The sequence below is a fragment of the Hydrogenophaga sp. RAC07 genome (genome assembly GCF_001713375.1).
GTDB lineage: Bacteria > Pseudomonadota > Gammaproteobacteria > Burkholderiales > Burkholderiaceae_C > Hydrogenophaga.
The window spans coordinates 790,609-812,722 of the sequence record NZ_CP016449.1; the positions used below are offsets into that span (position 1 = coordinate 790,609).

21 protein-coding genes are annotated in these 22,114 nt (G+C 66.3%); 17 read left to right on the plus strand and 4 right to left on the minus strand.

Features of this window, described 5'->3' with window-relative positions:
- Positions 1–90: 90 nt before the first annotated feature.
- Positions 91–2,196 carry a reductive dehalogenase domain-containing protein gene (locus BSY239_RS03725; protein WP_069045660.1) on the plus strand — a complete coding sequence of 702 codons (2,106 nt, stop codon included), beginning with the start codon at positions 91–93 and terminating at the stop codon, positions 2,194–2,196.
- 8 nt (positions 2,197–2,204) lie between these two features.
- On the opposite strand, the gene BSY239_RS03730 is transcribed toward BSY239_RS03725, so the two are convergent.
- Positions 2,205–2,597 carry a VOC family protein gene (locus BSY239_RS03730; RefSeq protein WP_069045661.1) on the minus strand — a complete coding sequence of 131 codons (393 nt, stop codon included), beginning with the start codon at positions 2,595–2,597 and terminating at the stop codon, positions 2,205–2,207.
- Between the two features lie 230 nt (positions 2,598–2,827).
- On the opposite strand from BSY239_RS03730, the gene BSY239_RS03735 reads away from it, so the two are divergent.
- A complete protein-coding gene (locus BSY239_RS03735; RefSeq protein ID WP_069045662.1) occupies positions 2,828–3,250 on the plus strand; it encodes a hypothetical protein in 423 nt (140 codons plus the stop codon).
- Here the strand turns inward: BSY239_RS03735 and BSY239_RS03740 are convergent.
- Positions 3,214–3,762, minus strand: coding sequence for a peroxiredoxin-like family protein (locus tag BSY239_RS03740; protein WP_069045663.1), 549 nt, complete (start codon positions 3,760–3,762; stop codon positions 3,214–3,216). The genes BSY239_RS03735 and BSY239_RS03740 overlap by 37 nt on opposite strands.
- Positions 3,763–3,875: 113 nt before the next feature.
- Here BSY239_RS03740 and BSY239_RS03745 point away from each other — a divergent pair, with 113 nt between their 5' ends.
- The 6 genes from BSY239_RS03745 (at position 3,876) to BSY239_RS03770 (ending at position 7,328) form a co-directional block, all read left to right on the plus strand.
- Complete coding sequence (locus BSY239_RS03745; RefSeq protein ID WP_069045664.1) at positions 3,876–4,724, plus strand: AraC family transcriptional regulator; 849 nt, start codon at positions 3,876–3,878, stop codon at positions 4,722–4,724.
- Positions 4,725–5,026: 302 nt separating this feature from the next.
- Complete coding sequence (locus BSY239_RS03750) at positions 5,027–5,458, plus strand: HU family DNA-binding protein (protein WP_069045665.1); 432 nt, start codon at positions 5,027–5,029, stop codon at positions 5,456–5,458.
- A gap of 177 nt (positions 5,459–5,635) precedes the next feature.
- Positions 5,636–5,902 (plus strand): hypothetical protein, encoded by a 267-nt coding sequence (locus tag BSY239_RS03755; protein ID WP_069045666.1) that lies wholly within the window; start codon positions 5,636–5,638, stop codon positions 5,900–5,902.
- A gap of 47 nt (positions 5,903–5,949) precedes the next feature.
- Positions 5,950–6,219: a hypothetical protein gene (locus tag BSY239_RS03760; RefSeq protein WP_156775407.1), complete on the plus strand. Its 270-nt coding sequence runs from the start codon at positions 5,950–5,952 to the stop codon at positions 6,217–6,219.
- A 111-nt stretch (positions 6,220–6,330) separates the two neighbouring features.
- Positions 6,331–6,762 carry a LysR substrate-binding domain-containing protein gene (locus tag BSY239_RS03765; RefSeq protein ID WP_083239789.1) on the plus strand — a complete coding sequence of 144 codons (432 nt, stop codon included), beginning with the start codon at positions 6,331–6,333 and terminating at the stop codon, positions 6,760–6,762.
- An 83-nt stretch (positions 6,763–6,845) separates the two neighbouring features.
- The gene (locus BSY239_RS03770; RefSeq protein ID WP_069045668.1) at positions 6,846–7,328 is read left to right on the plus strand and encodes a GreA/GreB family elongation factor; all 483 of its coding nucleotides are present in this window, start codon (positions 6,846–6,848) and stop codon (positions 7,326–7,328) included.
- 209 nt (positions 7,329–7,537) lie between these two features.
- Here the strand turns inward: BSY239_RS03770 and xdhB are convergent, their stop codons facing one another.
- Both xdhB and xdhA read right to left on the minus strand, forming a co-directional pair.
- Positions 7,538–9,916, minus strand: coding sequence for a xanthine dehydrogenase molybdopterin binding subunit (gene xdhB, locus BSY239_RS03775; protein WP_069045669.1), 2,379 nt, complete (start codon positions 9,914–9,916; stop codon positions 7,538–7,540).
- Complete coding sequence (gene xdhA, locus BSY239_RS03780) at positions 9,913–11,409, minus strand: xanthine dehydrogenase small subunit (RefSeq protein ID WP_069048753.1); 1,497 nt, start codon at positions 11,407–11,409, stop codon at positions 9,913–9,915. The genes xdhB and xdhA overlap by 4 nt, the downstream gene beginning before the upstream one ends.
- Positions 11,410–11,503: 94 nt before the next feature.
- Here xdhA and BSY239_RS03785 point away from each other — a divergent pair, with 94 nt between their 5' ends.
- The 9 genes from BSY239_RS03785 (at position 11,504) to guaD (ending at position 21,845) form a co-directional block, all read left to right on the plus strand.
- On the plus strand, positions 11,504–12,484 hold the full coding sequence (locus BSY239_RS03785) for a LysR family transcriptional regulator (RefSeq protein WP_069045670.1): 981 nt from the start codon (positions 11,504–11,506) through the stop codon (positions 12,482–12,484).
- Positions 12,481–14,016, plus strand: a complete 1,536-nt coding sequence (locus BSY239_RS03790; RefSeq protein WP_069045671.1) for an ABC transporter ATP-binding protein — start codon at positions 12,481–12,483, stop codon at positions 14,014–14,016. Before BSY239_RS03785 ends, BSY239_RS03790 begins: the two co-directional genes overlap by 4 nt.
- A complete protein-coding gene (locus BSY239_RS03795; protein WP_069045672.1) occupies positions 14,003–15,058 on the plus strand; it encodes an ABC transporter permease in 1,056 nt (351 codons plus the stop codon). The genes BSY239_RS03790 and BSY239_RS03795 overlap by 14 nt, the downstream gene beginning before the upstream one ends.
- 3 nt (positions 15,059–15,061) lie before the next feature.
- Complete coding sequence (locus BSY239_RS03800) at positions 15,062–15,982, plus strand: ABC transporter permease (RefSeq protein ID WP_069045673.1); 921 nt, start codon at positions 15,062–15,064, stop codon at positions 15,980–15,982.
- A 110-nt stretch (positions 15,983–16,092) separates the two neighbouring features.
- Positions 16,093–17,238 carry a BMP family ABC transporter substrate-binding protein gene (locus BSY239_RS03805; protein ID WP_069045674.1) on the plus strand — a complete coding sequence of 382 codons (1,146 nt, stop codon included), beginning with the start codon at positions 16,093–16,095 and terminating at the stop codon, positions 17,236–17,238.
- 69 nt (positions 17,239–17,307) lie between these two features.
- Positions 17,308–18,321, plus strand: coding sequence for an aromatic ring-hydroxylating oxygenase subunit alpha (locus BSY239_RS03810; protein ID WP_069045675.1), 1,014 nt, complete (start codon positions 17,308–17,310; stop codon positions 18,319–18,321).
- 16 nt (positions 18,322–18,337) lie between these two features.
- Positions 18,338–19,342 carry an adenosine deaminase gene (locus BSY239_RS03815; protein ID WP_069048754.1) on the plus strand — a complete coding sequence of 335 codons (1,005 nt, stop codon included), beginning with the start codon at positions 18,338–18,340 and terminating at the stop codon, positions 19,340–19,342.
- Between the two features lie 72 nt (positions 19,343–19,414).
- Positions 19,415–20,509 (plus strand): BMP family ABC transporter substrate-binding protein, encoded by a 1,095-nt coding sequence (locus BSY239_RS03820; protein ID WP_069045676.1) that lies wholly within the window; start codon positions 19,415–19,417, stop codon positions 20,507–20,509.
- A 55-nt stretch (positions 20,510–20,564) separates the two neighbouring features.
- Entirely contained in the window at positions 20,565–21,845 is a 1,281-nt protein-coding gene (guaD, locus tag BSY239_RS03825) for a guanine deaminase (RefSeq protein WP_069045677.1), read from the plus strand.
- The last annotated feature ends 269 nt before the right edge of the window (positions 21,846–22,114 follow it).

The window sequence follows — 22,114 nt, forward strand, 5'->3', positions numbered from 1 at the left end:
TGGGCCAGACGCTGGTGGCGCCCGAGCACAGACTGGGCAGCCAGGCGGCATGATCGGGGCTGTTTCAAGTCCACCCCAGCTGGAGGCTTCATGGCCCGTCTCTACTCCAACCGCGATCGTTCGTTCGATCTCGGTGTATTGCCCACCGAGCTTCTGCCACGCGCCGACGTGGAGCCGGTGGCGGGTGTGCGCCAGCCCGGCGATGCGGTGCAGCCCGGTGCCGACGCGGTGCTGGACGCGCTGCCCGAATACCGGGCGCTCTTTGACCAGCACCTGGATGGCGTGGTCGCGCCCGCGCGTGCGCCGGTGCCCGACGACCTCGTCACACGTGCCCGCAACCTCAAGGCTTCGGCCTATTTTCTGGAAGCCACCCTGGCCGGCATCTGCGAGCTTCAGCCGCAAGACTGGCAGCAGGCAGAACACCCGGTACACACCCATGCCTTTGTGTGGCTGATGGAGTTCAGCCGGGAACCCAAGCCGGGTGAACCCGGCGCGGAATGGATCCGGGGCACCAACGCCGAGCGCACCGACCTGCGTTGTGCCGAGGTGGCGGTGGTGATGGCCGGCTACATCCGCGCACTGGGCTGGTCGGCGCGCGGGCATTTGGCGGGTGAGACGCAGGTTGACCTGAGCGCACTGGCCCAGCGCGCGGGCGTGGCCAAGGCGGTGAACGGTGAACTGGCCATGCCCTTTTCACGGCGCGGCTTTCGCATCGGCGTTGTCACCACCGACTACCCGCTGGCCACCGACCTGCCCATCGCACCCGATGCCTCGCTGGACTGGCCGGACGCCGAGACCTACATGGGGGCACCGGGCACCCGGCCCGGGTTTGAAGACGATGAACTCGCCAAGCGCCCGGTGCACATGGGCCGCTACGCGATGGAGCGCATCCGCCGTGTCGGCAAGCCCACCACGCTGGTGCTGCGTGAGGAAATCACCCGCGTGCCCAAACGCGCCGACCTCTTCACCCGCGCGCTGGCCGGCGACCTCGGCGACAAAGCGAAGACCGAACGCACCCGCTTCGCCATCAAGCACCCGCTGGCCTTGGCCATGACGCCCCTGATCCGCGCCCTGGTGCCGCTGCAGGGCACACGCGAACCCCTGCAGCCCACCGGCGTGGGCGGTGACCTGTCGGACCCGCGGCGCAATGCCGACGCCATCAAGGCACTGGCCCATGTGATGGGCGCCGACCTGGTGGGCATCTGCGAAGCCGAGCCCTGGATGTACTACTCGCACGACGAAGTCGAGGGAAAGCCGATCGAGCCCTACCACCGCTACGCCGTGGTGATGCTCATGGACCAGGGATTCGAGACCATGGAAGGCGCTTCGGGCGATGACTGGATCTCGGGCGCGCAATCGATGCGGGCCTACCTGCGCGGCGCCACCATGGCCGGCGTGATGGCAGCCCATGTGCGGCGCATGGGGTACTCGGCGCGCGCGCATTCCAATGCCCACTCCGAGCTGTTGCACCTGCCGGCCGTGTTGATGGCGGGCCTGGGCGAACTTTCGCGCATCGGCGAGCTGATCCTCAACCCCTTCATCGGCCCGCGCTCCAAGTCGGTGCTGTTCACGACCGACCTGCCGCTGGCCGTGGACCAACCGATCGACTTCGGCCTGCAGGCCATGTGCAACCTGTGCATGAAGTGCGCGCGCGAGTGCCCCTGCAACGCCATCCCCTTCGGCCCCAAGGTGATGTTCAACGGCTACGAAATCTGGAAACCCGACGTGGAGAAGTGCGGCAAGTACCGGCTCACCAACATGAAGGGATCGGCCTGCGGCCGCTGCATGAAGACCTGCCCCTACAACCGCGAGGACCTGGTGGAGTCCGAGCGTTTGCTGTGGCTGTCCATCGACGTGCCGGCCTCGCGCCGCCAGCTCATTGCGCACGATGACAGCAGCGGCGGCGGCCAGCGCAACACGGTCAAGCGCTGGTGGTTCGATCTGGAAATTGTGGACGGCAGGGCGGTGGTGCCGCCGGGTGGCGCGAACGAGCGGGACCTTGACCCCTCACGCACCGACAAGCTGGCCAAAGCACAAAAGCTCGCGTTTTACCCGCCGGCCTTGCAGCCGCCCGGCGGCACCCGCATGCAGACCCTGGTGCCGATCGACCGCCCTGCGGGGCTGGCCGCGTATGCGGCGGCCGAGTCGCCCCTGGCCGCGCGGCGGCGTCGCGGCAAAGGCGCGCCAGAAGCTTGAAGCTCCCTTCAAGGCACGCGGTAGAGCGCGCAGAGCTTGTTGCCGTCCGGGTCGCGCACGTAGGCCAGGTGCATGCTGCCCGATGGGCCGCCACGCGGGCCGGGTGCGTCTTCAATCGACACGCCGCCGTGCGCCACGGCCGCGTCGTGAAACGCCTGCAATTGCTCGGGTGACGCGCACTTGAAGCCGACAGTGCCGCCGTTGGCGGGGCAGGCCGCTTCTCCGTTGATGGGTTCGCTCACGCAGAACGAGGTGCCTTCGTGGCGGAAGAAGAGCCGCTTGTGGCCCGAGCCCGCCGTGTTTTCCACCGGTGCGCCCACGCCGAGCGTGCCGAGCACTGCGGTGTAGAAGATCTTCGAGCGCTCGAGGTCGTTGGACCCCACCATCACATGACTGAACATTGTTGCTTCCTTGTGGCAAAGAATTTTTGCCGGTGGATGGTAGCGCCCGGTGAAGAGCCGAGTGGGTTGCAAGGCTGAAAGCAGCCGTCATGGGGCGGCCATCGGCTGACGTGCCAGACTCGCATGCGCACGCGGCCAGGCAGCATGGAGCTGTCCCGGAGGCCGGGCGTTGCCTTTGCAGGCTTGCATGGCGGCTGCGATCCCGTTCACGAACTTCTCAAGGTGTTCACATGAAAAAAAGTCTGGTTCGCAATGGTTTCATCGCAGCCGGTGTGATGAACATCGGGGGTGTCCTGCTGTTCTCCCGTGCGTTCACCAACGACGCCATCGCTGAAGCCGACCCCATCGTCATGTCGAACTTTGGCCTGCTGATGATTGCTGTGTGGGGTTTGGCGTACCTGGGTGCAGCAACGGTGGGCACCGGCATCAAGTGGCTGGCCGGCGCTTTTGCCGTGGAGAAGCTGGTCTATGTGGTGGCGTGGTTGCTGTGGCTTTCCAATAACAAGCTCGAGGCCCTGTACGCCAAGGATGCGTTCGCCGGGATGTTTTTCAGCATCTACGGCTTGAACGATCTCGTGTTCATGCTGTTTTTTGCATGGGTCTTCTTTTCTCCGGTTCAAACCGCGCCGACGTATTCCCCTCGAGCCGGATAGTCCTTCGCGATGGCGAAGTCGATGGCGCCGAGCAAGTCCTGGAAGGCGGGGCGTGCGAACGGCATGGTCTGCACCGCGCCGTAGTAGAGGGTGGCGTCGGGCTTGACCAGGAAGACCCCGGGTTCGCTGAAGAGCGCGGGCTCTTCAATGCCGATGGAGGTGGTGCCGCGCGACGTGCTGATATACAGGCCCCACTGTCGCGCGCTGGCCAGACTCAGCCCATGGCCAAAGCGCACCGATTGCGCATTCACTTTGGTCGCCATGGCCTGGGCACGCTCGGCGTCGTCGCTGCTGGCCGCCACGATGGCCACACCGCGCTTGGCGAATTCGGGCGCCAGCCGCTCCAGCTCGATCAAATACTTCGCGCAAATGGGGCAGTGCAGCCCGCGGTAGAAAACGATCAGATCGAAACGCTCGGCCGGGTCGGCGCCGAGGACAAAACGACCGCCTCCGACGAGGGCCAGAGACAGGGCGGGCACGGGTTGACGCGGCACAAGGGCACTGACGGACATGGGGAACTCCTTCGGTTGTTGGACGGGGCAGTGCGCGCACACGCATTGCACAAGTCAGCACTATCGGGTACTTTCTGCAATCGTTCATCCTCATTCCATTGCAGATCGTACGCATGACCGCTGGCACAAGCTCCGCCCTTCCACCAGCCCGACTGGATCGCCTGTCGGCACTGCTGGAAGGGCTGGCTCCCGAAGTCACCGTGAGCCCCTTCATGGCGGCTCCTGCGGCATTCGCTGCGTCGGAACCAGGGCCGTCACGGCTGTTCATGTACCTCATGATCCACGGGCGCGCGAGCCTTCACTCGGCCGGCCGGCGGGTGAGCCTGGAGTCGCCGTTGCTGGTGATTTGCCGTTCCGACACGCCCCATCGCCTGTTGCCAGCCGCCGGCGGTGCAGGGCCTGGCATCGTGCGCGTCGAAGCTTTGTTGCGCGGTCCTGTGGCCAGCTTGCTGCTGGACGAATTCAACGAACCTTGCCTCGTGGCGCTGGACGACGCCGAATCGTCGCTGCTGCACACCGTCGGCCTGATCGCTGCCGAACTGGAGCAGCCCCGGTGCGGGCAACCAGCCCTGTTGCACCGCGCTGGAGACATCTTGTTCATCGGTGTGTTGCGCCAGCTGGTTGCCCGCCCCACCAGAAAAGTGGGCGGCATTCTGAGTGGCCTGGCCGATCCGCGGCTGGCGCGAGCCCTGGTGGCCATTCACGCACGCCCGCAGGCGGCCTGGACGCTGGAGCGACTCGCCGAAGAAGCAGGGATGTCGCGCACGGCGTTCGCAAGGCACTTTCACGCCACGATGCGCATGCCACCCGGGCGATACCTGCAAGGCGTCCGCCTGCTGATCGCGCGCAGCGCCGTGGATGGCGGTCGTGGTCTCAAGCAGGCGGCAATGGCCGCGGGCTACCAGAGCACAGCAGCGCTCTCGCGCGCACTGTCTCGCTCGGTTGCGGCTTGCAGCGGGTGAAGGCCAAAGTTGAATGGCCGCTCACGCGGTGATCAACAGGCGATCGAGGCGCCTCGCTTGGGCGACTGGACATTGTTGAAGCGATGGTTCGTGGCCGTCTTCACCGGCGTCCGCAACCAGTCTGGAGCTGCCTTCCCGAGTACGCACTGCTCGGGGCAGATGGTCGTTTGACGGGTAACGCGAAGTTCAGCGCTTTCCAGCCATCAGACTCTGCAACGCTCGAACTTCGCGTGTGCGCGCACGGTTTCTACAATCGCGGGGCGCACCTTGCGCATCTTCATCAATCGAAAGTAGAAAAATCCATGGCAACTGCAAAGAAAAACATCGCTGCGAAGAAAGCAGCTCCCGCCGCGAAAAAGACAGTCGCAGCCCCCAAGGCGGCAACGACCAGGAAGCCTGCCGCAAGCGTGGCAACACTGAAGCCGATCAAGACGGCCTTCAACAAGACCACGCTCCAGGTTCACCTGGCTGAAGTCGCCGGTGTCGAGCCGAAGGCCGCCAAAGCTGTGTTGGCTGCGCTGGAAGCCACGATCGTGGCCTCCATGAGCAAAAAGGGCTTGGGCGAGTTCACGCTGCCAGGCCTGCTCAAGATCACCGCGCAGGCGATCCCCGCCAAGAAGAAACGCCGTGGCATCGACCCCTTCACCAAGGTCGAGCGCGAGTTCGCAGCCAAGCCCGCCACCGTGCGCGTGAAGGTTCGGCCCCTGAAGAAGATCAAGGACGCCTCCCTCTAAGGTTTCCCGGGCGCTCGGCGGCGAGCTGAGCGCCCAGATCGGCGGCGGTGTGGGGTACTCCATGCAGTCATCTCGCCACGTGGTGACTCGGCAGACGGCAGCTCCAGACCAACGTGGTCTTCCGGGAGCATTGCATCGAAATGTTCAACGCGCCTTAAGCTCGTCTCGCAGTCTCAGGTGCAGTTCTTCCTGCGACTTGAGTTGTTCGCGGGTTTTTACCTGCGCTTGTTCCTGCAGCTTGAGTTGCTCAATGGATTGCAGGTGCAGCCGCTCCTGGGTTTGAAGCTGCTCTTGATCGCTGAAGCGACAGCCATGCAGGGCCTCGGCCAGACAACACTGCCGTACTCGATGAAGCTGCTGTCGGTTCGGGAAACAACGAGCTGCAGGGAACCACTGCCATTGCCACCACCACCGCCTTTGTCTTTGCGACCAACGCCCGTCTGACACTCCAGAAGCTGGACGCAGGCGGTCTGCCCACAGGCCCCATGGTGGTGAACCAGGCCCTTTTTGATCCGACCGTCCCCGATGGCCTCAACAAGCTGTCTGGCGAAATACCGGTGTCCGGCAACTTCACCTATGGCTTTGTCTGGGATGCCGCAACCTCAGGCTCCTCTGCCGGCAAGTACCGCGTGACTTTCAAGCTCGATCCGACGTCCTCGTTCGGAGCGGGCAACCCGGCCAACAACACCTTCATCAAAACCGTCGCCAACGGTGTGCGGGTATCCGACACCGAGGTCTTCATCGACATCGATGTGAAGTAACGGCCGTCCCCCCGCGTCTGGCAAGAGGGCCGGCGGGTTTCGGCCCATGATGGGCGGCCATGGCGGTGCGGCCGCTCACCTTCACCCGGCGACAAGCACGCTCGTGCCGGCATGCTCCGGCCTGTTGAGCACGAAGCAACACGCCTGCCTCTCTTCCGCGAGAGCGACGAAACCTTCGGTACCTGGCACCTCAGCGCCGGCGCGCGCACTGAATCAGTGAAGGTCCGAGGTCCATTGGCATCGAACGACGGCGAGTGCGTGCTGGGATGGGCCCTGGACGGACACGGCATCCTGATGCGTTCCCTGTGGGAGGCCGCGCCGATGTTGCGCGCGGGAAAGCGCAAACCCGTGCTGGCCGAATGGCGCCTGCCGCCGGCCGACATCCATGCGGTGTTTCCGACGCGAAGCCACCCGTCGGCAAAGACCCGCGCTCTGGTGGACTTTCTGTTGGCGCTGTTCGAGGCGCACCGCGCGGGCGAGGACGGCGCCTGGTGGACACCCGATGGTCGACCGCTTTCCTGCGGCAGGCCGTGTGTCTCGTGACGGCCGGGACCCTGTTGGGGCCGGTGGAGCCCTTCATAATCAAGACCCGTTCCGTCGCTTGTTCGAGATGCCCACCCTTCACCATGGATAAATTCTTGCTGCAGCAGCAGGTGCTGGAACGGCTCGCCGAAGACCTGCTGCAAGCCGAACAGGCGGTGCGGGCGGCGCATGAAACGGCGACTCACGAAGAAAACATCGCCGAAAACAAATACGACACATTGGGACTCGAAGCCGCCTACCTGGCCACCGGCCAGGCTCGTCGAGCCGAAGCCATCCGCCAGGCGATGGCTGATTGGCGCCAGTTCCGCCCGCGCCCTTACGACGCCGGCACAGGCATACAGCTCGGTGCGCTGGTCTGCCTGGTCGATTCAGACGACAGGCAGCAACAGTTCTTCCTCGGCCCGGATGGGGGCAGCATGAAGTTGGTCAGCGGTGCTCAGCTCGTTCAGGTCATCAGCAGCGAAGCCCCTTTGGGCAGGGCCATGCTGGGCAAATGCGAGGGTGACGAGGTGTCGATACAGGTGGCCCCGATTCGACAGCAGTTTGAGGTGCTGCGGGTTCGTTGAGCCGCAGGCAAGTCCAGGCCGGATGGATCGGACATTTCTGGCCCCGACCCCGTCAGGACGCTCTGGACTCCCAAGGTGAATGCAGATGAACCTCCCGAAAGCCGGTCGGCCGACGGCAAGCGGCGGCTGTCGTTGCATGCCTGTCGTTCAGATCCGCGAGCGACGGATGTCGGGACGCATCAGTCCGTGTCTGCAACCGAAGCGCCGGCCTACCCCACAGCCCTCAATACTTCCTCCGCCGTCCCCGGCGCGTTCATCGCCTCGGGCTTGCCGCCCGCCTGCGCCACCGCGTCGCGCAGCGCTTCAAACACGCTGATCGCGAGCATGAACGGCGGCTCGCCCACGGCTTTGCTGCCGTGCACGTTGTCTTCCCGGTTGGGCTCGGGCCAGAGGTCTACCTTGAAGTGTTCGGGGATGTCGCCGGTGGCGGGAATCTTGTAGGTGCTGGGGGCGTGGGTTTGCAGGGTGCCCTTGTCGTTCCACACCAGTTGCTCTGTCGTCAACCAGCCCATGCCTTGCACAAAGCCACCTTCGATCTGGCCGATGTCGATGGCGGGGTTGATGCTGCGGCCCACGTCGTGAAGGATGTCGACCTTGAGCACCCGGCTCTCACCCGTCAGGGTGTCGATGGCAACTTCGGTCACCGCCGCGCCGTACGCAAAGTAGTAGAACGGCCGCCCCTGCATGGTGGTCTTGTCGTAGTGGATCTTGGGCGTGCGGTAGAAGCCGTCGCTCCAGAGCTGGATGCGGTTGGCGTAGGCGGCGTGCACCACATCGTTGAACGCGCGCGTGGTCTTGGGTGTGATCACCTGGCCGGCTTCAAAGCGCACGGCGCCGGCGCCGCAGCCGTCGAGCCCGGCCACAAAGGCGGCGAGGTTGTCGCGCACGTGGCGCGCGGCAAACTGCGCGGCGCGGCCATTGAGGTCGGTGCCGGCGCTGGCGGCGGTGGCGCTGGCGTTGGGCACCTTGCTGGTGTCGGCCGCGGTGGACAACACCTGCCCGAACGGCACGCCCAGCTCGTCGGCCACGATGGCGGCCACCTTGGTGTTGAGGCCCTGGCCCATTTCGGTGCCGCCGTGGTTCACCTGCACGCTGCCGTCGGTGTACACGTGCACCAGCGCACCGGCCTGGTTGAACAGGGTGGCGGTGAAGCTGATGCCGAACTTGACCGGGGTGAGCGCCAGGCCTTTCTTGATGACGGGGCTCTTGGCATTCCACGCCTTGATCTGTTCGCGGCGTTCGCGGTAGCGGCTGGTTTTCGCCAGCGTGGTCATGAGCGGTTCGAGGATGTTGTCCTCGACCTTCATCTGGTAGTGGGTGACGTTCCTCTCGTCGATGCCGTAGAGGTTGCGCAGCCGCACATCCAGCGGATCCAGGCCGAGCGTGCGCGCGATGTCGCTCAGGATGCGCTCGATCACGATCACGCCTTGCGGTCCGCCGAAGCCGCGAAACGCGGTGTGGCTCTGGGTGTTGGTTTTGCAGCGGTAGCTGGCAATGGCCACGTCTTCCAGAAAGTAGGCGTTGTCGGCGTGGAAGATGGCGCGGTCGGCCACGGGGCCGGAGAGGTCGGCGCTGAAGCCGCAGTTGGCCAGCATCTCCAGTTCGAGCCCGCAGAGCAGGCCGCTGTCGTCGAACCCGGCGCGGTAGTGGTAGGCGAAGGGGTGGCGTTTGCCGGTGATCATGAAGTCGTCGTCGCGGTCCAGCCGTAGCTTCACCGGGCGCTTGAGTTTGTTCGCGGCAATCGCGGCCCACACGGCCAGGTGCCCGGCCTGTGTTTCCTTGCCACCAAAGCCGCCGCCCATGCGCCGGCACTCCACCGTCACCGCGTGGTTGGCAATGCCCAGCGCGTGCGACACCCAGTGCTGCACCTCGCCGGGGTGCTGCGTGCTGGTGTAGACCCACCACTGGTTTTGCTCCAGCGGCAACACGTAGGCGATCTGGCCTTCCAGGTAAAAGTGCTCCTGGCCGCCGACTTCAAAGTCGCCTTCGATGGTGTGTGGGGCGCGCTTGAGCGCAGCGGCGGCGTCGCCGCGTTTCACATGCACCGGCGGCAACACGTAGCTCTCGAGCGCATGGGCTTCGTGCACGCTGATCACGGCGGGCAGTGGTTCGATGTCGAGCTTGACGAGCCGCGCGGCGCGGCGCGCGGTCATGGTGTCGTCGGCCAGCAGCAGGGCCACCACCTGGCCGGTGAACTGCACCACGTCGCTGGCGAACACGGGTTCGTCGTGGCTGAAGGCGGCGAGCACCGGGTCGCCGGGGATGTCGCGTGCGTCGACGAGGCCGCGCACGCCGGGCAGGGCCAGCGCCGCGGTCGCATCGATGCCGCGCAGGCGTCCATGGGCCACGGGGGAGCAGATGGGCGCGGCGTGCAGCGTGCCGCGCACCTCGGGAATGTCGTCGATGTAGGTGGCACCGCCGGCCACCTGGGCGCGCGCGCTTTCGTGGTGGCGCGAGACGCCGGCGGCGCGCTGTGGAGCTGCAGGAGCAGGGGGAGAAGTTGGGGTCAGATCGTTGGGTGCTTCGTCCGCGTCGGCGCGCGACGAAATCACCACGGGTGTGGCCGGTGCCTTGTCTCGCGCGTTCATGCCAGGGCCTCCATCGACACCGATTCGAGGTTGATGCTTTGCAGGCCCTGGCTTTCCAGCCAGAAGCGCTGCAGCAGGTTGCCCAGCACGGTCTGGCGGTAGGCGGCGCTGGCGCGCATGTCGCTGATGGGCTGGAACTCGGCGCGCAGCGTGGCCACGGCGGCCATCACGCTGTCGGCATTCCACGCCTGGCCGAGCAAGGCGGCTTCGGTCTGGCGGGCGCGCACCGGCGTGGCGGCCACACCGCCAGCGCCGATGGAGATGGTCTTCACCTGGCCGCCGTCCAGCGTCATGCGGATGGCCAGGCAGACGGCAGAGATGTCGTCGTCGAAGCGTTTGCTGATCTTGTAGACGCGGAGGAACTCGGTCTCCACCGGCCTGGGCACCTTGATCCAGCACAGCAACTCATCCGGCCGCATCACATTCGTGCGGTAGCCCGTGTACAGATCCTCCAACCTCAGCTCCCTGTGAGCGACAGCCTGGCGCCTTGCATCCCAGCGCATCAACACCACACTCGCGCCCAGCGCGATCAGCAGCGGCATGCTGTCGCCGATGGGCGAGCCGTTGGCCACGTTGCCGCCCAGCGTGCCCGAGTTGCGCACCGGCAGGCCGGCGAAGCGCTGGGCGAAAGTCTTGAGGGGTGGGCGCTCGCTCACCAGCGCGGCATAGGCCTTGTGCAGCGACACGGCCGCGCCAATGGCGATGTGGTGCGGGTAGGTTTCCACGCGGCGCAGTTCCTCGGCGGCGGTCACGTCGAGCACCTGGCCAAAACGCTTGTGTTGCTTGGTGACCCACAGGCCCACGTCGGTGCAGCCGGCCACCACCTGGGCTCGCGGGTGTGCGCAGCGGTCTTGCAGCAGGCGGGTCAGGGTGGTGGGGCGCAGGTAGGCGCCGTTGGCCGGGGGAGCGGGGCGCTCGCCTAGGGCTTCCAGCGCGGCCACCACCACGGGTTCGTTCACCCCGCAGCCGGCCGGCAAGGGCAGGCTGGCCATCTGCTGGGCCGCGTCGAAGATGGGCCGGTAGCCGGTGCAGCGGCACAGGTTGCCTGACAGTTCCACCTGGGCTTGCGCACGGTCGATACCTTGCCCGCCGCCCGTGTTCTGGTACATGCCGAACAGGCTCATGACAAAGCCCGGCGTGCAAAAGCCGCACTGGCTGCCGTGGCACTGCACCATGGCTTCCTGCACTGGATGCAGTTCGCCGCTGGCCGAGGGCAGGTCTTCCGTGGTCCAAACCGCCATGCCCTGCACCGAATGCGCCAGCCGGATGCAGCTGTTGATGGCCTTGTATTGCAACTGGCCACCCACCGCCTCGCCCAGCACCACGGTGCAGGCGCCGCAGTCGCCTTCGCCGCAGCCTTCCTTGGTGCCGGTGCAGTGCAGGTCCTCGCGCAGCACCTCCAGCAGGGTGCGGTCGGGAGCCACGTTGTCCAGCGTCACGGCCTGGCCGCGGCGCCAGAAGGTCAGGGTTTGGGGTGAAATCGGGGGGGTCATGCGCGCCAGCATACGCCGGGCCCCATGGCACAACATATGCTCAGCCATATGTTGAAAATGCCGAATCCCCCATCCCAACGACACTGAGCCGGGTATGAAATACGTGTCGATGTTCGACAAGATAGACCTGCACCTCATCCGCGTGCTGCACACCGTGCTCACCGAGCGCAGCGTTTCGCGCGCGGCGCTGCGCATGGGCATGTACCAGCCGGCGGTGAGCGCGGCGCTCAAGCGCCTGCGCGAGCTGGCCGGTGACCCCTTGTTGGTGCGTTCCGGCTCGGGCATGGTGCCCACCGTGGCCGGCCTGCGCATGATCGAACCGGCGGCCGACATCCTGCGCAGCGCCGAGGTGCTGTTCTCCGACGCCCGCAGTTTTGACCCGGCCACCGCCCACCACACCTTCAGTCTGGCCGCCAGCGACTACCTCGACCCGTTCTTTCTGCCGCAGCTGGTGTCGCAGCTCAAGAGCGCTGCGCCCCACTGCCCGATCGACATCCACCCGCTCTCGCGCGATTCCGACTACCGCAACCACCTCGCCCAGGGCACGGTGGACGTGGTCATCGGCAACTGGGCCCAGCCGCCGGACGACCTGCACCTGGGCCGCCTGTTTGGCGACGAGGTGGTGTGTCTGGTGTCCAACCAGCACCCGGCCGCGCGCCGCGGCTGGGACGTGGAAGCCTGGCTGGGCGCCGAACACATTGCACCCACGCCCACCCACCCCGGCGCGCGCGGCTTCATCGACGACCACCTGGCCACGCTGGGCATGGTGCGCAACATCACCGCACGCTGCCCGCATTTCGGGCTGATCCCGGCCATGGTGGCGGGCAGCCTGCTGGTGCTCACCACCGGGCGGCAGTACTGCGAACGTTTTGTGGGCACGCTGCCGGTGCAGGTGCTGCCGTGCCCGGTTCCCTTCCCGCGCATGATGTATTACCAGCTCTGGCACGAACGCACCCACGCGTCCACCGCCGGGCGCTGGCTGCGCGAACAGATCAAGGGCGTGGCGGCTTCCCTGCGCCGCCCGGAGCCCGACCCCGTTGCCAACGGCAACCATTCCCAAGGTGCATCCGCATGACCCACCGACTGCAACTCAGCGGCATCACCAAGCGTTACCCCGGCGTGGTCGCCAACAGCGACGTGTCGCTCACCGTGTTGCCGGGTTCGGTGCACGCGGTGCTGGGCGAAAACGGCGCCGGCAAATCGACGCTGATGAAGATCATCTACGGTTCGGTGAAGCCCGACGAAGGCACGGTCGCGTTCAACGGCAAGACCGTGCACATCCGCAACCCGCAGGAGGCGCGCGCGCTGGGCATCAGCATGGTGTTCCAGCACTTCAGCCTGTTCGACACGCTCACCGTGGCCGAGAACGTGTGGCTGGGGCTGGACAAGGCGCTCACGCTGCCGGAGGTGAGCGCGAGCATCACCGCCAAGGCCACCGAGTACGGGCTGGACATCGATCCCTCGCGCCCGGTGCACACGCTCAGCGTGGGCGAGATGCAGCGGGTGGAAATCATCCGCGCGCTGCTCACGCGCCCGCAGCTGCTCATCCTCGACGAACCCACCTCGGTGCTCACGCCGCAGGCGGTGGAAAAACTCTTTGTGGTGCTGCGGCTGCTGGCCGCGCAAGGCTGCAGCATTCTCTACATCAGCCACAAGCTGCACGAAATCCGCGAGCTGTGCGACGCCTGCACGGTCTTGCGCGGCGGCCAGGTCACCGGCGTGTGCGACCCGCGCCAGGAGAGCAACGCATCACTCTCGCGCCTGATGATCGGCGCCGAGCCGCCCGCGCTCGACGTGCGCGAACTGCACGCCGGTGCGCCGGTGCTGGAGGTGAGCGGCCTCACGCTGGCCAGCGACGACCCGTTTGGCACCCACCTGGCCGACGTTGCGCTCACGGTGCGCGCGGGCGAGGTGGTGGGCATCGCGGGTGTGTCGGGCAACGGCCAGAGCGAGCTCTTGTATTGCCTGTCGGGCGAAGACACGCGCGCACCGGCGCAGAGCATCCGCATGGATGGCAACGACGTGTCGCGCCTGAGCCCGGGCAAACGCCGCCCGCTGGGCCTGCATTTCGTGCCCGAAGAACGCCTGGGCCGCGGCGCCGTGCCCACGCTCTCGCTGGCGCACAACCTGCTGCTCTCGCGCGACGACGCGCTCGGCGCGGGCGGCTGGATCAAGGTGGGCGCGTTGCGCAAACAGGCGGCCGAGGTGATCGCGCGCTACAACGTGAAGGCCAACGGGCCGGACGCGGCGGCCAAGTCGCTCTCGGGCGGCAATCTGCAAAAGTTCATCGTGGGCCGCGAGATCGAGGCCAAGCCCAGACTGCTCATCGTGAGCCAGCCCACGTGGGGCGTGGACGTGGGCGCGTCGGCACAGATCCGCGGCGAGATCCTGGCGCTGCGCGACGCGGGTTGTGCTGTGCTGGTGGTTAGCGAAGAGCTCGACGAGCTCTTCGAAATCAGCGACCGCCTGCACGTGATCGCCAAGGGCCGGCTCTCGCCGAGCCTGGACCGCCAGGACGCGACCATCGAACGCATGGGTGAATGGATGTCGGGCCTGTGGGACTACCCTGAGAACAACAAGAAGGAGACCGCCCATGCTGCGGCTTGAAGTCCGCCCGCAGCCGTCCAAGGGCTGGGGCTACGCGTCGCCGCTGCTGGCGCTCGCGATCACCGTGGTCATCGGTGTGATCCTGTTCGCCGTGCTGGGCAAGGACCCGGTGCGGGGCCTGCAGGTGTTTTTCTGGGAGCCGATCAAGAGCACCTATGCGCTCTCCGAGCTGATGGTCAAGGCCACGCCGCTGTTGATCATCGCGCTCGGCCTGGCCGTGTGTTTCCGCTCCAACGTGTGGAACATCGGCGCCGAAGGGCAGTACATCCTGGGCGCGATCTTCGCGGCCGGTGTGGCACTCACCGCCGACAAGTCCACCGGGCCGTGGATCGTGCCGGCCGTGTTGGCGGCGGGGGTGGTGGGCGGCATGGTGTGGGCCGGCATCGTGGCGCTGCTGCGCGACCGCTTCAACGCCAATGAAATCCTGGTCAGTTTGATGCTGGTGTACGTGGCCATCCAGGTGCTCAACTTCCTGGTCTACGGCCCGTGGAAGGATCCGCAGGGCTACAACTTTCCGCAGACCAAGACCTTTGAGGCCGTCACGCAGATCCCGCGGCTCATGGACGGCTCGCGCGTGAACATCGGCCTGCTGCTGGCGTTCGCGGGCGTGGCGGCGGTGTGGGTGTTCCTGTTCCGCACCTACGCGGGTTACGCGCAGCTGGTCGGCGGCCTCGCGCCTGCGGCTGCTCGCTACGCCGGTTTCTCCTCGCGCCGGGCCTTGTGGACGGCTTTGCTGGTCTCGGGCGGCGCGGCCGGTCTGGCGGGCGGGCTGGAGGTGGCCGGGCCCATCGGTCAGCTCACGCCCTATGTGCCGGCAGGTTACGGCTTCGCCGCCATCATCGTGGCCTTTGTGGGCCGGCTGCACCCGGTGGGCATCGTGTTCTCGGCCATCCTCATGAGCATGTTCTACATCGGCGGTGAGCTGGCGCAGTCGCGCATGGGGCTGCCGAAATCGATCACCGGGGTGTTCCAGGGCTTGTTGCTGTTTGCACTACTCGCGTGTGACACGCTGATTGCCTACCGTTTGGTCTGGAAAAAGTAAGCCATGGAATCCATCGCACTCCTCTTCGCCGCCTCGCTCAACGCGGGCACCGTGCTGGCCATCGCCTCGCTGGGCCTGCTCATCAACGAGAAAGCCGGCATCGTCAACCTGGGCGCCGAGGGCATGATGCTGTGCGCCGCGCTGGCCGGTTTTGCCACGGTGGTGCACACCGGCAGCACGGCGCTGGGCTTTGCCGCCGGCATGGCCGCCGGGGCGTTGCTGGCGGCCATCTTCGGTGGCCTGGTGATCTGGCTCAACACCAACCAGTACGCCACGGGTCTGGCGCTCAGCCTGTTCGGCGGCGGCTTCTCGGCCTTTGCCGGCTCGCGCTACGTGCAGGAAAAGCTGCCCGAACAAAGCCAGTTCGCCATTCCGTTTCTCTCCGACATTCCGCTCGTGGGCTCGGCGCTGTTCCGCCACCACCCCATGGTCTACGCCTGCGTGGCGCTGGTGTTCGGCCTCATCTGGTTTCTGTACCGCACCCGTTCGGGTCTGGTGCTGCGCAGCGTGGGCGAAAGCCCGGAGTCGGCGCACGCGCTGGGTTACCCGGTGCGCCGCATCCGCCTGATGGCGGTGATGGCCGGCGGCGCGCTGTGTGGCCTGGCCGGGGCCTATGTGTCCACCGTGTACACGCCGCTGTGGGTGGAGGGCATGATCGCCGGCAAGGGCTGGATCGCGCTGGCGCTCACCACCTTTGCCACCTGGCGGCCGGCGCGTGTGTTGCTCGGCGCCTACCTGTTCGGCGGCGTGACCATGCTGCAGTTCCATCTGCAGGGCATCGGCGTCAACGTGCCCAGCCAGTTCCTGACCATGATGCCGTACCTGGCCACCATCGTGGTGCTGGTGCTGATCTCGCGCAACCCGACCTGGATCCGCATCAACATGCCGACCTCCATCGGGAAACCGTTCTATCCCGGCGCATAATTTCGAGTGCCCATTTTTTGAAGTATCTGCCAGTGCCGATACCCTGCGGGGTGAAGCTCCAAAGCGTGTTTTTTTCGTTCCATCAACCCTCTCAACCCTGAGGTTCACCCATGACAGATTTGAGCAAACGTTCCCTGATGAAGGTCGCGGCGCTGACCGCGCTGACCAGCGCCGTGCTGATTGGCTGCGGCAAAAAAGAGGAAGCAGTTCCCGCAGCCGCGCCCGCGCCTGCCGTGGTGGAAGCGCCCAAGCCCGAGCCGCTGAAGATCGCGTTCGCCTACGTCGGCCCGGTGGGTGACGGTGGCTGGACCTTTGCGCACGACAACGGCCGCAAGGCGATCGAAGCCGAATTCGGCGACAAGGTCGTGACCAGCTTCGTGGAAAACGTGCCCGAGAGCGCCGACGCCGAGCGCGTGATCCGCGATCTGGCCGGCCAGGGCAACAAGCTGATCTTCGGCACCACCTTCGGCTACATGGAGCCCATGCTCAAAGTCGCGCCCGACTTCAAGGACGTGAAGTTCGAGCACGCCACCGGCTACAAGACCGCCGAGAACATGCGCACCTACGACAGCCGCACCTACGAAGGCGCGTACATGGCCGGCGTGATCGCCGGCAGCATGACCAAGAGCAACAAGCTCGGTGTGGTGGCCTCGATCCCAATCCCGGAAGTGATCCGCAACATCAACAGCTTCACCCTGGGCGCGCAGTCGGTGAACCCCAAGGTCACCACCAGCGTGGTCTGGGTCAACGGCTGGTTCGATCCACCGAAGGAAACCGAAGCCGCGACCTCGCTGATCAACGGCGGCGCCGACGTGCTGTTCCAGAACACCGACTCGTCGGCCGTGCTGCAAACCGCCGAGAAGCTGGGCAAGCGCGCCTTCGGTTGGGACTCCGACATGACCGCCTACGGCCCCAAGGCTCACCTGGGCTCGGCCATCATCAACTGGGCGCCGTACTACATCAAGGCCACCAAGGACGCGCTGGAAGGCACCTGGACCACCGGCGGCGTGTGGTGGGGTGTGAAGGAAGGCGCCATTGACATGGTGTCCGTGGCCGAAGACGTGCCTGCCGAAACCAAAGCCAAGGTGGACAGCATCCGCGCTGGTTTGAAAGACGGCAGCTTCTCCATCTGGAAGGGCCCGATCATGGGGCAGGACGGCAAGGAAGTGCTGGCCGCCGACGTGGTCGCTGACGACAAGTTCCTCGGTGGCGTGAAGTTCTACGTCAAGGGCGTTGAAGGCAAAGTCCCCAACTGAGATCGGCCCTGCCGCGCACTTGAAAAGAAAGCCGCCTCCGGGCGGCTTTCCTGCTTGAAAGAGACCTCGATGATCGAACAGCAACTCTGGCACCCCGTGATCGCATCGACTCAGGTGCGCGAGGCGCCTGTGGCTTGTTCGCTGCTCGGGCAGTCGCTGGTGCTCTGGCGCGATCCCGGGCACGACGGTGACCGGGTGCACGCATGGGCCGACCAGTGCCCGCACCGCGGCGCGCAGCTCTCGCTGGGCCGCGTGCTGATCGGCCTGCACGGCGCACGGCTGGAGTGCCCTTACCACGGCTGGCAGTTCGGCCACACCGGCCAGTGCCAGCACATTCCCGCCGCACCCGACTTCACGCCGCCCGCCGGCCATGTGGCCACGGTGTTCGAAGCGCGCGAGCGTTACGGGCTGGTGTGGGTGCGGCTGCAGGCGCCCAAGGCCTCGCTCGGCGCGCTCGATGACATCCCCGGGTTCGAGGTTGGGGTTGACGCAGGCTGGCGACGCGTCGTCTGTGGCCCTTACGAACTCAACACCGGCGCACCGCGCCTGGTGGAAAACTTCCTCGACCTCAGCCACTTCGGCTTCGTGCACGAAGGCTGGCTGGGTGAACGCAACCATGCGAAGGTGGACACGGGCCAGGTGGAAGAGGGCGCTCATGCGCTCGCCGTGATCGGCGCCCGCGCCTGGCAACCCCGCGCTTACGCCGGTGCCGACGAGGGCGCGTGGATCCACTACCGCTACGACGTGCCCCACCCGTTCGCTGCCGTTCTGCGCAAGGACGCGAGCGAGGGCGACCCGGTGAGCAACGCAATTGCGCTGTTCATCCGCCCCGACGGTGACACCGTGTGCACCGCCTGGTTCGTGATGGCCACGCAGGGCGACACCTCGACCGATCAGGAACTGGTCGACTTCCAGGACACCGTGTTTGCACAGGACCGCCCGGTGGTCGAATCGCAGACCCCACGCACCCTGCCCATCGGCCGCACCGCGACGGTGACCGAAGTGCACGGACCCGCCGACCGGGTGTCGAGCGCGTACCGCCGGTATTTGAAACGCCTGGGCATCGTCCTGGGCACCTGTTGAAGGATTCGAGATGACCATGACCGCCGCCGAACTTGCCGCCGCCATTCCCAAGGCCGAGTTGCACATCCACATTGAAGGTTCACTGGAGCCCGAGCTGATCTTTGCTCTCGCGCAGCGCAACGGCCTGAGCCTGCCGTACGCGAGCGTGGAGGCGCTGCGCGAGGCCTACGCCTTCACCAACCTGCAGAGCTTTCTGGACATCTACTACGCCGGCGCCAGCGTGCTGCTGCACGAAGCCGATTTCCACGACATGGCCTGGGCCTACTTCCTGCACGCCAAGGCCGACAACGTGGTGCACGCCGAACTCTTCTTCGATCCGCAGACCCACACCGCGCGCGGTGTGCCCATGGCCACCGTGATCAAAGGTCTGGCCAGCGCCTGCGCACGCGCGCAGGCCGAGCTGGGCATCAGCGCCGAACTCATCCTGTGTTTCCTGCGCCACCTGAGCGAAGAAGACGCCTTTGCCACGCTGGAAGCCGCGCTGCCGTACCGTGAACACTTCATCGGCGTGGGCCTGGATTCGAGCGAGGTGGGGCACCCGCCGAGCAAGTTCTCGCGCGTGTTCGCGCGCTGCCGAGAGCTTGGCCTGCGCATCGTGGCGCACGCAGGAGAAGAAGGGCCGCCGGCCTACATCTGGGAAGCGCTGAACGACCTCAAGACCGAACGCATCGACCACGGCGTGCGCTCACTCGAAGACCCGGCGCTCGTCACCGAGCTGGCCCGCCGCCGCACACCGCTCACTGTGTGCCCGCTGTCCAACCTCAAGCTCTGCGTGGTGAACGACCTGCGCGATCACCCCATGAAACGCTTGCTCGACGCTGGCCTGTGCGCCATGGTGAATTCAGACGACCCGGCCTACTTTGGCGGCTACATGAACGCCAACTTCGTGCAGACGGTGCAGGCGCTCGACCTGTCGCGCGACGACGTGATCACGCTGGCGCGCAACAGCTTTGAAGCGAGCTTTGTGGGCGACGCGCGTCGCGCGGAGTTGATGGCCTTGCTGGACAGCGCCATCGCCTAAAATCCACCTCCAGCGAGCCCGGTGCTTCCCCGGCTCGCTTTTTCATTCACGGAAGCCATGTAGAGGACCACCATGTACAAAAACCTCGTGGCCCGGTGCGCCTGCGCACTGGCGGTCGCCAGTTTTTCCATCCCTTTTTCCACCCACGCACAGGCACCGGCCACCGCGCCGCTGAAGGCCGCGTTCGTCTATGTGGCGCCGCTCACGCCCGCAGGCTGGGTGCGCCAGCATGAGCAGGGGCGCCTGGCGGTGCAGGCCGCGCTGGGCAACCGCGTGCAGACCAGCTTTGTGGAGAACGTGCCCGAAGGGGCCGATGCCGAGCGCGTGATCCGCGATCTGGCGCGACAGGGCAACCGCATCATCTTCACGCCGAGCTTTGGCTACATGGAGCCCACGCTCAAGGTGGCGCGCGAATTCCCCGATGTGAAGTTCGAATCCATCACCGGCTACAAGACCGCGCCCAACGTGGCGACGGCCAACGCGCGCTACTACGAAGGCCGCTACCTTGCCGGTGTGGCAGCCGGGCGTCTGGCCACGCAGGCGGGTTACGTGGCGGGCTTTCCCATCCCCGAGGTGATCCAGGGCATCAACGCGTTCACGCTGGGCATGCGTTCGGTCAATCCCAAGGCCACCGTGCGCGTGGTGTTCCTGGGTGAGTGGTTCAACCCGCCGCGCGAGCGCGATGCGGCCATGACCCTCATGAACCAGGGCGCCGAGGTGCTGGCGTTTCACACCGGCTCCACCGCCGTGATGACTGCGGCGCAGGAGCGCGGCAAGCTCGCCGTGGCTTACCACTCCGACATGCGCCAGTTCGGACCCGACGCGCAGATCGTCGCCGTGACCCACCTCTGGGGCGACTACTACACGCGCCGCGTGCAGGCCGTGCTCGAGGGCACATGGCAAAGCGGCAGCGTGTGGGGCGGTGTGAAGGAGGGCATGGTCCGCGTCGACGGTTTCGGCCCCAAGGTGCCCGCCGCGGTTCGGGACGAGGTGCTGGCACGCCAGGCCGACATGGCCGCGGGCCGCCTGCATGTCTTTGCCAGCGCCGCCGGTGTGCGCGACAACGAAGGCAATACCGCGATCGCGGCCGGCAAGTCGCTCAGCGATGCCGAAATCCTGGGCATGAAGTGGCTGGCCGACGGCGTGCTGGCCAAGATCGACCGATAAGCCCCATGTTGCTTTCGGTATGTCGACATCGGTCGATGCCACTAAGCTCGTGCCCATGAAAGCCTACCGAGCGTCCATCCTGCGTTTTGCCGACGACCAGACCCCCGTGTTCGAGGCCGACGGCCTGCTGGTCGTGGGGCCGGATGCGACCGGTCAATCGGTCGTGCGCGCCGTGGGCGACCACGCCGCGCTGATCGACCGCTACCCCGGCGTGGCGGTGGAAGACCTGCGCGGCAAGATCATCGCGCCGGGTTTTGTGGACATGCACATCCACTACCCGCAGACCGATGTGATCGGCGCACCGGCGGCGGGCCTGTTGCCCTGGCTGGAAAACTACACCTTTCCACACGAGTCGCGCTTTCACGATGGCGAGCACGCGGGTGAGGTGGCCAGCTTCTTCTTTGACGAGTTGAACCGCCACGGCGTGACCACTGCGCTGACCTTTGCAACGTCGCATCCGGCGTCGGTGACCGCTGCGTTTGAAGAGGCGCAACGCCGAGGCTTGCGCTTCATCACCGGCAAGGTGCTGCAGGACCGAAACAGCCCCGACGGTGTGCGCGACGACACCGAACAAAGCCTTGTCGACACCGAGGCGCTGATCCAGCGCTGGCACGGCGTGGACCGCCTGGGCTACGCGATCACCCCGCGCTTTGCGCCCACCAGCACGCCGGCGCAGCTGCGCGGTGCGGGCGATCTGGCTGCCAAGTACCCCGATGTGTGGATCCAGTCGCACGTGGCCGAGAACCTGGACGAGGTGCGCTGGGCGGCCGAACTTTTCCCCAAGTCGCGCAGCTACCTGGGTGTGTATGGCGACTTCGGCCTGCTGCGTGAGCGTGCGGTGTACGCGCACTGCATCCACTTCGACGCCGCCGACCGCGCGCAGATGGCGCGGACCGGTGCGGTTGCGGCGGTGAGCCCCACCAGCAACCTGTTTCTGGGCAGCGGCTTCTTCGACTTTGCAGCGGCTGACGCGGCCGGCATGGGCTACGGCCTGGCCAGCGACGTGGGCGGCGGCACCAGCTTCTCGCCGTTTCACACCATGCTCGCAGCCTATTGCGTGGGCCGCGAAGGGCAGAGCAAGACGGGGCAGAGCCTCACGCCGGGTCAGCTGTGGTGGCAGCACACGGCGGGAGCTGCGCGCGCGCTCGGCCTGGAGGGTGTGGTGGGCAATCTGCAGCCCGGGAACGAGGCCGACTTCGTGGTGCTCGACCCAAAGGCCACACCGCTGCTGGCGCGCAAGACCGCTCAGGCGAGCAACCTGGATGAACTGCTGTTTGCCCTGATCGTGCTGGGTGATGACCGGGTGATCGCGCGCACGGTGATCGCCGGACGGTAGTCCAAACAGCCGCCCCTCACCCCAGCCCTCTCCCCAGAGGGGCGAGGGAGCAAAACCCGCAACGGATGAAGTGCCTTCATCCAGAGGCATCAAGGGTCCGGCTCCGCCGGCCCGAGATGCCGTCCCCCCTCCCAGCGCCGAAGGCGCGCCAGAGAGGGGGGAAGCCGCGTCAGCGGCGCAGGGGGGAGCTCCTCGCTGTTTCGGCTCCGCCGGCCCAAGATGCCGTCCCTCCTCCCAGCGCCGAAGGCGCGCCAGAGAGGGGGGAAGCC

Bases quoted from the DNA above. Each gene is read 5' to 3' on its own strand.
- BSY239_RS03810 (WP_069045675.1), top strand. From the start codon at position 17,308: ATGATCGAACAGCAACTCTGGCACCCCGTGATCGCATCGACTCAGGTG.
- BSY239_RS03770 (WP_069045668.1), top strand. From the start codon at position 6,846: ATGGATAAATTCTTGCTGCAGCAGCAGGTGCTGGAACGGCTCGCCGAA.
- BSY239_RS03745 (WP_069045664.1), top strand. From the start codon at position 3,876: ATGACCGCTGGCACAAGCTCCGCCCTTCCACCAGCCCGACTGGATCGC.
- BSY239_RS03750 (WP_069045665.1), top strand. From the start codon at position 5,027: ATGGCAACTGCAAAGAAAAACATCGCTGCGAAGAAAGCAGCTCCCGCC.
- BSY239_RS03805 (WP_069045674.1), top strand. From the start codon at position 16,093: ATGACAGATTTGAGCAAACGTTCCCTGATGAAGGTCGCGGCGCTGACC.
- BSY239_RS03820 (WP_069045676.1), top strand. From the start codon at position 19,415: ATGTACAAAAACCTCGTGGCCCGGTGCGCCTGCGCACTGGCGGTCGCC.
- guaD (WP_069045677.1), top strand. From the start codon at position 20,565: ATGAAAGCCTACCGAGCGTCCATCCTGCGTTTTGCCGACGACCAGACC.
- BSY239_RS03815 (WP_069048754.1), top strand. From the start codon at position 18,338: ATGACCGCCGCCGAACTTGCCGCCGCCATTCCCAAGGCCGAGTTGCAC.
- BSY239_RS03725 (WP_069045660.1), top strand. From the start codon at position 91: ATGGCCCGTCTCTACTCCAACCGCGATCGTTCGTTCGATCTCGGTGTA.
- BSY239_RS03800 (WP_069045673.1), top strand. From the start codon at position 15,062: ATGGAATCCATCGCACTCCTCTTCGCCGCCTCGCTCAACGCGGGCACC.
- BSY239_RS03735 (WP_069045662.1), top strand. From the start codon at position 2,828: ATGAAAAAAAGTCTGGTTCGCAATGGTTTCATCGCAGCCGGTGTGATG.
- BSY239_RS03785 (WP_069045670.1), top strand. From the start codon at position 11,504: ATGAAATACGTGTCGATGTTCGACAAGATAGACCTGCACCTCATCCGC.
- xdhB (WP_069045669.1), bottom strand. From the start codon at position 9,916: ATGAACGCGCGAGACAAGGCACCGGCCACACCCGTGGTGATTTCGTCG.
- xdhA (WP_069048753.1), bottom strand. From the start codon at position 11,409: ATGACCCCCCCGATTTCACCCCAAACCCTGACCTTCTGGCGCCGCGGC.
- BSY239_RS03730 (WP_069045661.1), bottom strand. From the start codon at position 2,597: ATGTTCAGTCATGTGATGGTGGGGTCCAACGACCTCGAGCGCTCGAAG.
- BSY239_RS03740 (WP_069045663.1), bottom strand. From the start codon at position 3,762: ATGTCCGTCAGTGCCCTTGTGCCGCGTCAACCCGTGCCCGCCCTGTCT.
- BSY239_RS03790 (WP_069045671.1), top strand. From the start codon at position 12,481: ATGACCCACCGACTGCAACTCAGCGGCATCACCAAGCGTTACCCCGGC.
- BSY239_RS03765 (WP_083239789.1), top strand. From the start codon at position 6,331: ATGCTCCGGCCTGTTGAGCACGAAGCAACACGCCTGCCTCTCTTCCGC.
- BSY239_RS03795 (WP_069045672.1), top strand. From the start codon at position 14,003: ATGCTGCGGCTTGAAGTCCGCCCGCAGCCGTCCAAGGGCTGGGGCTAC.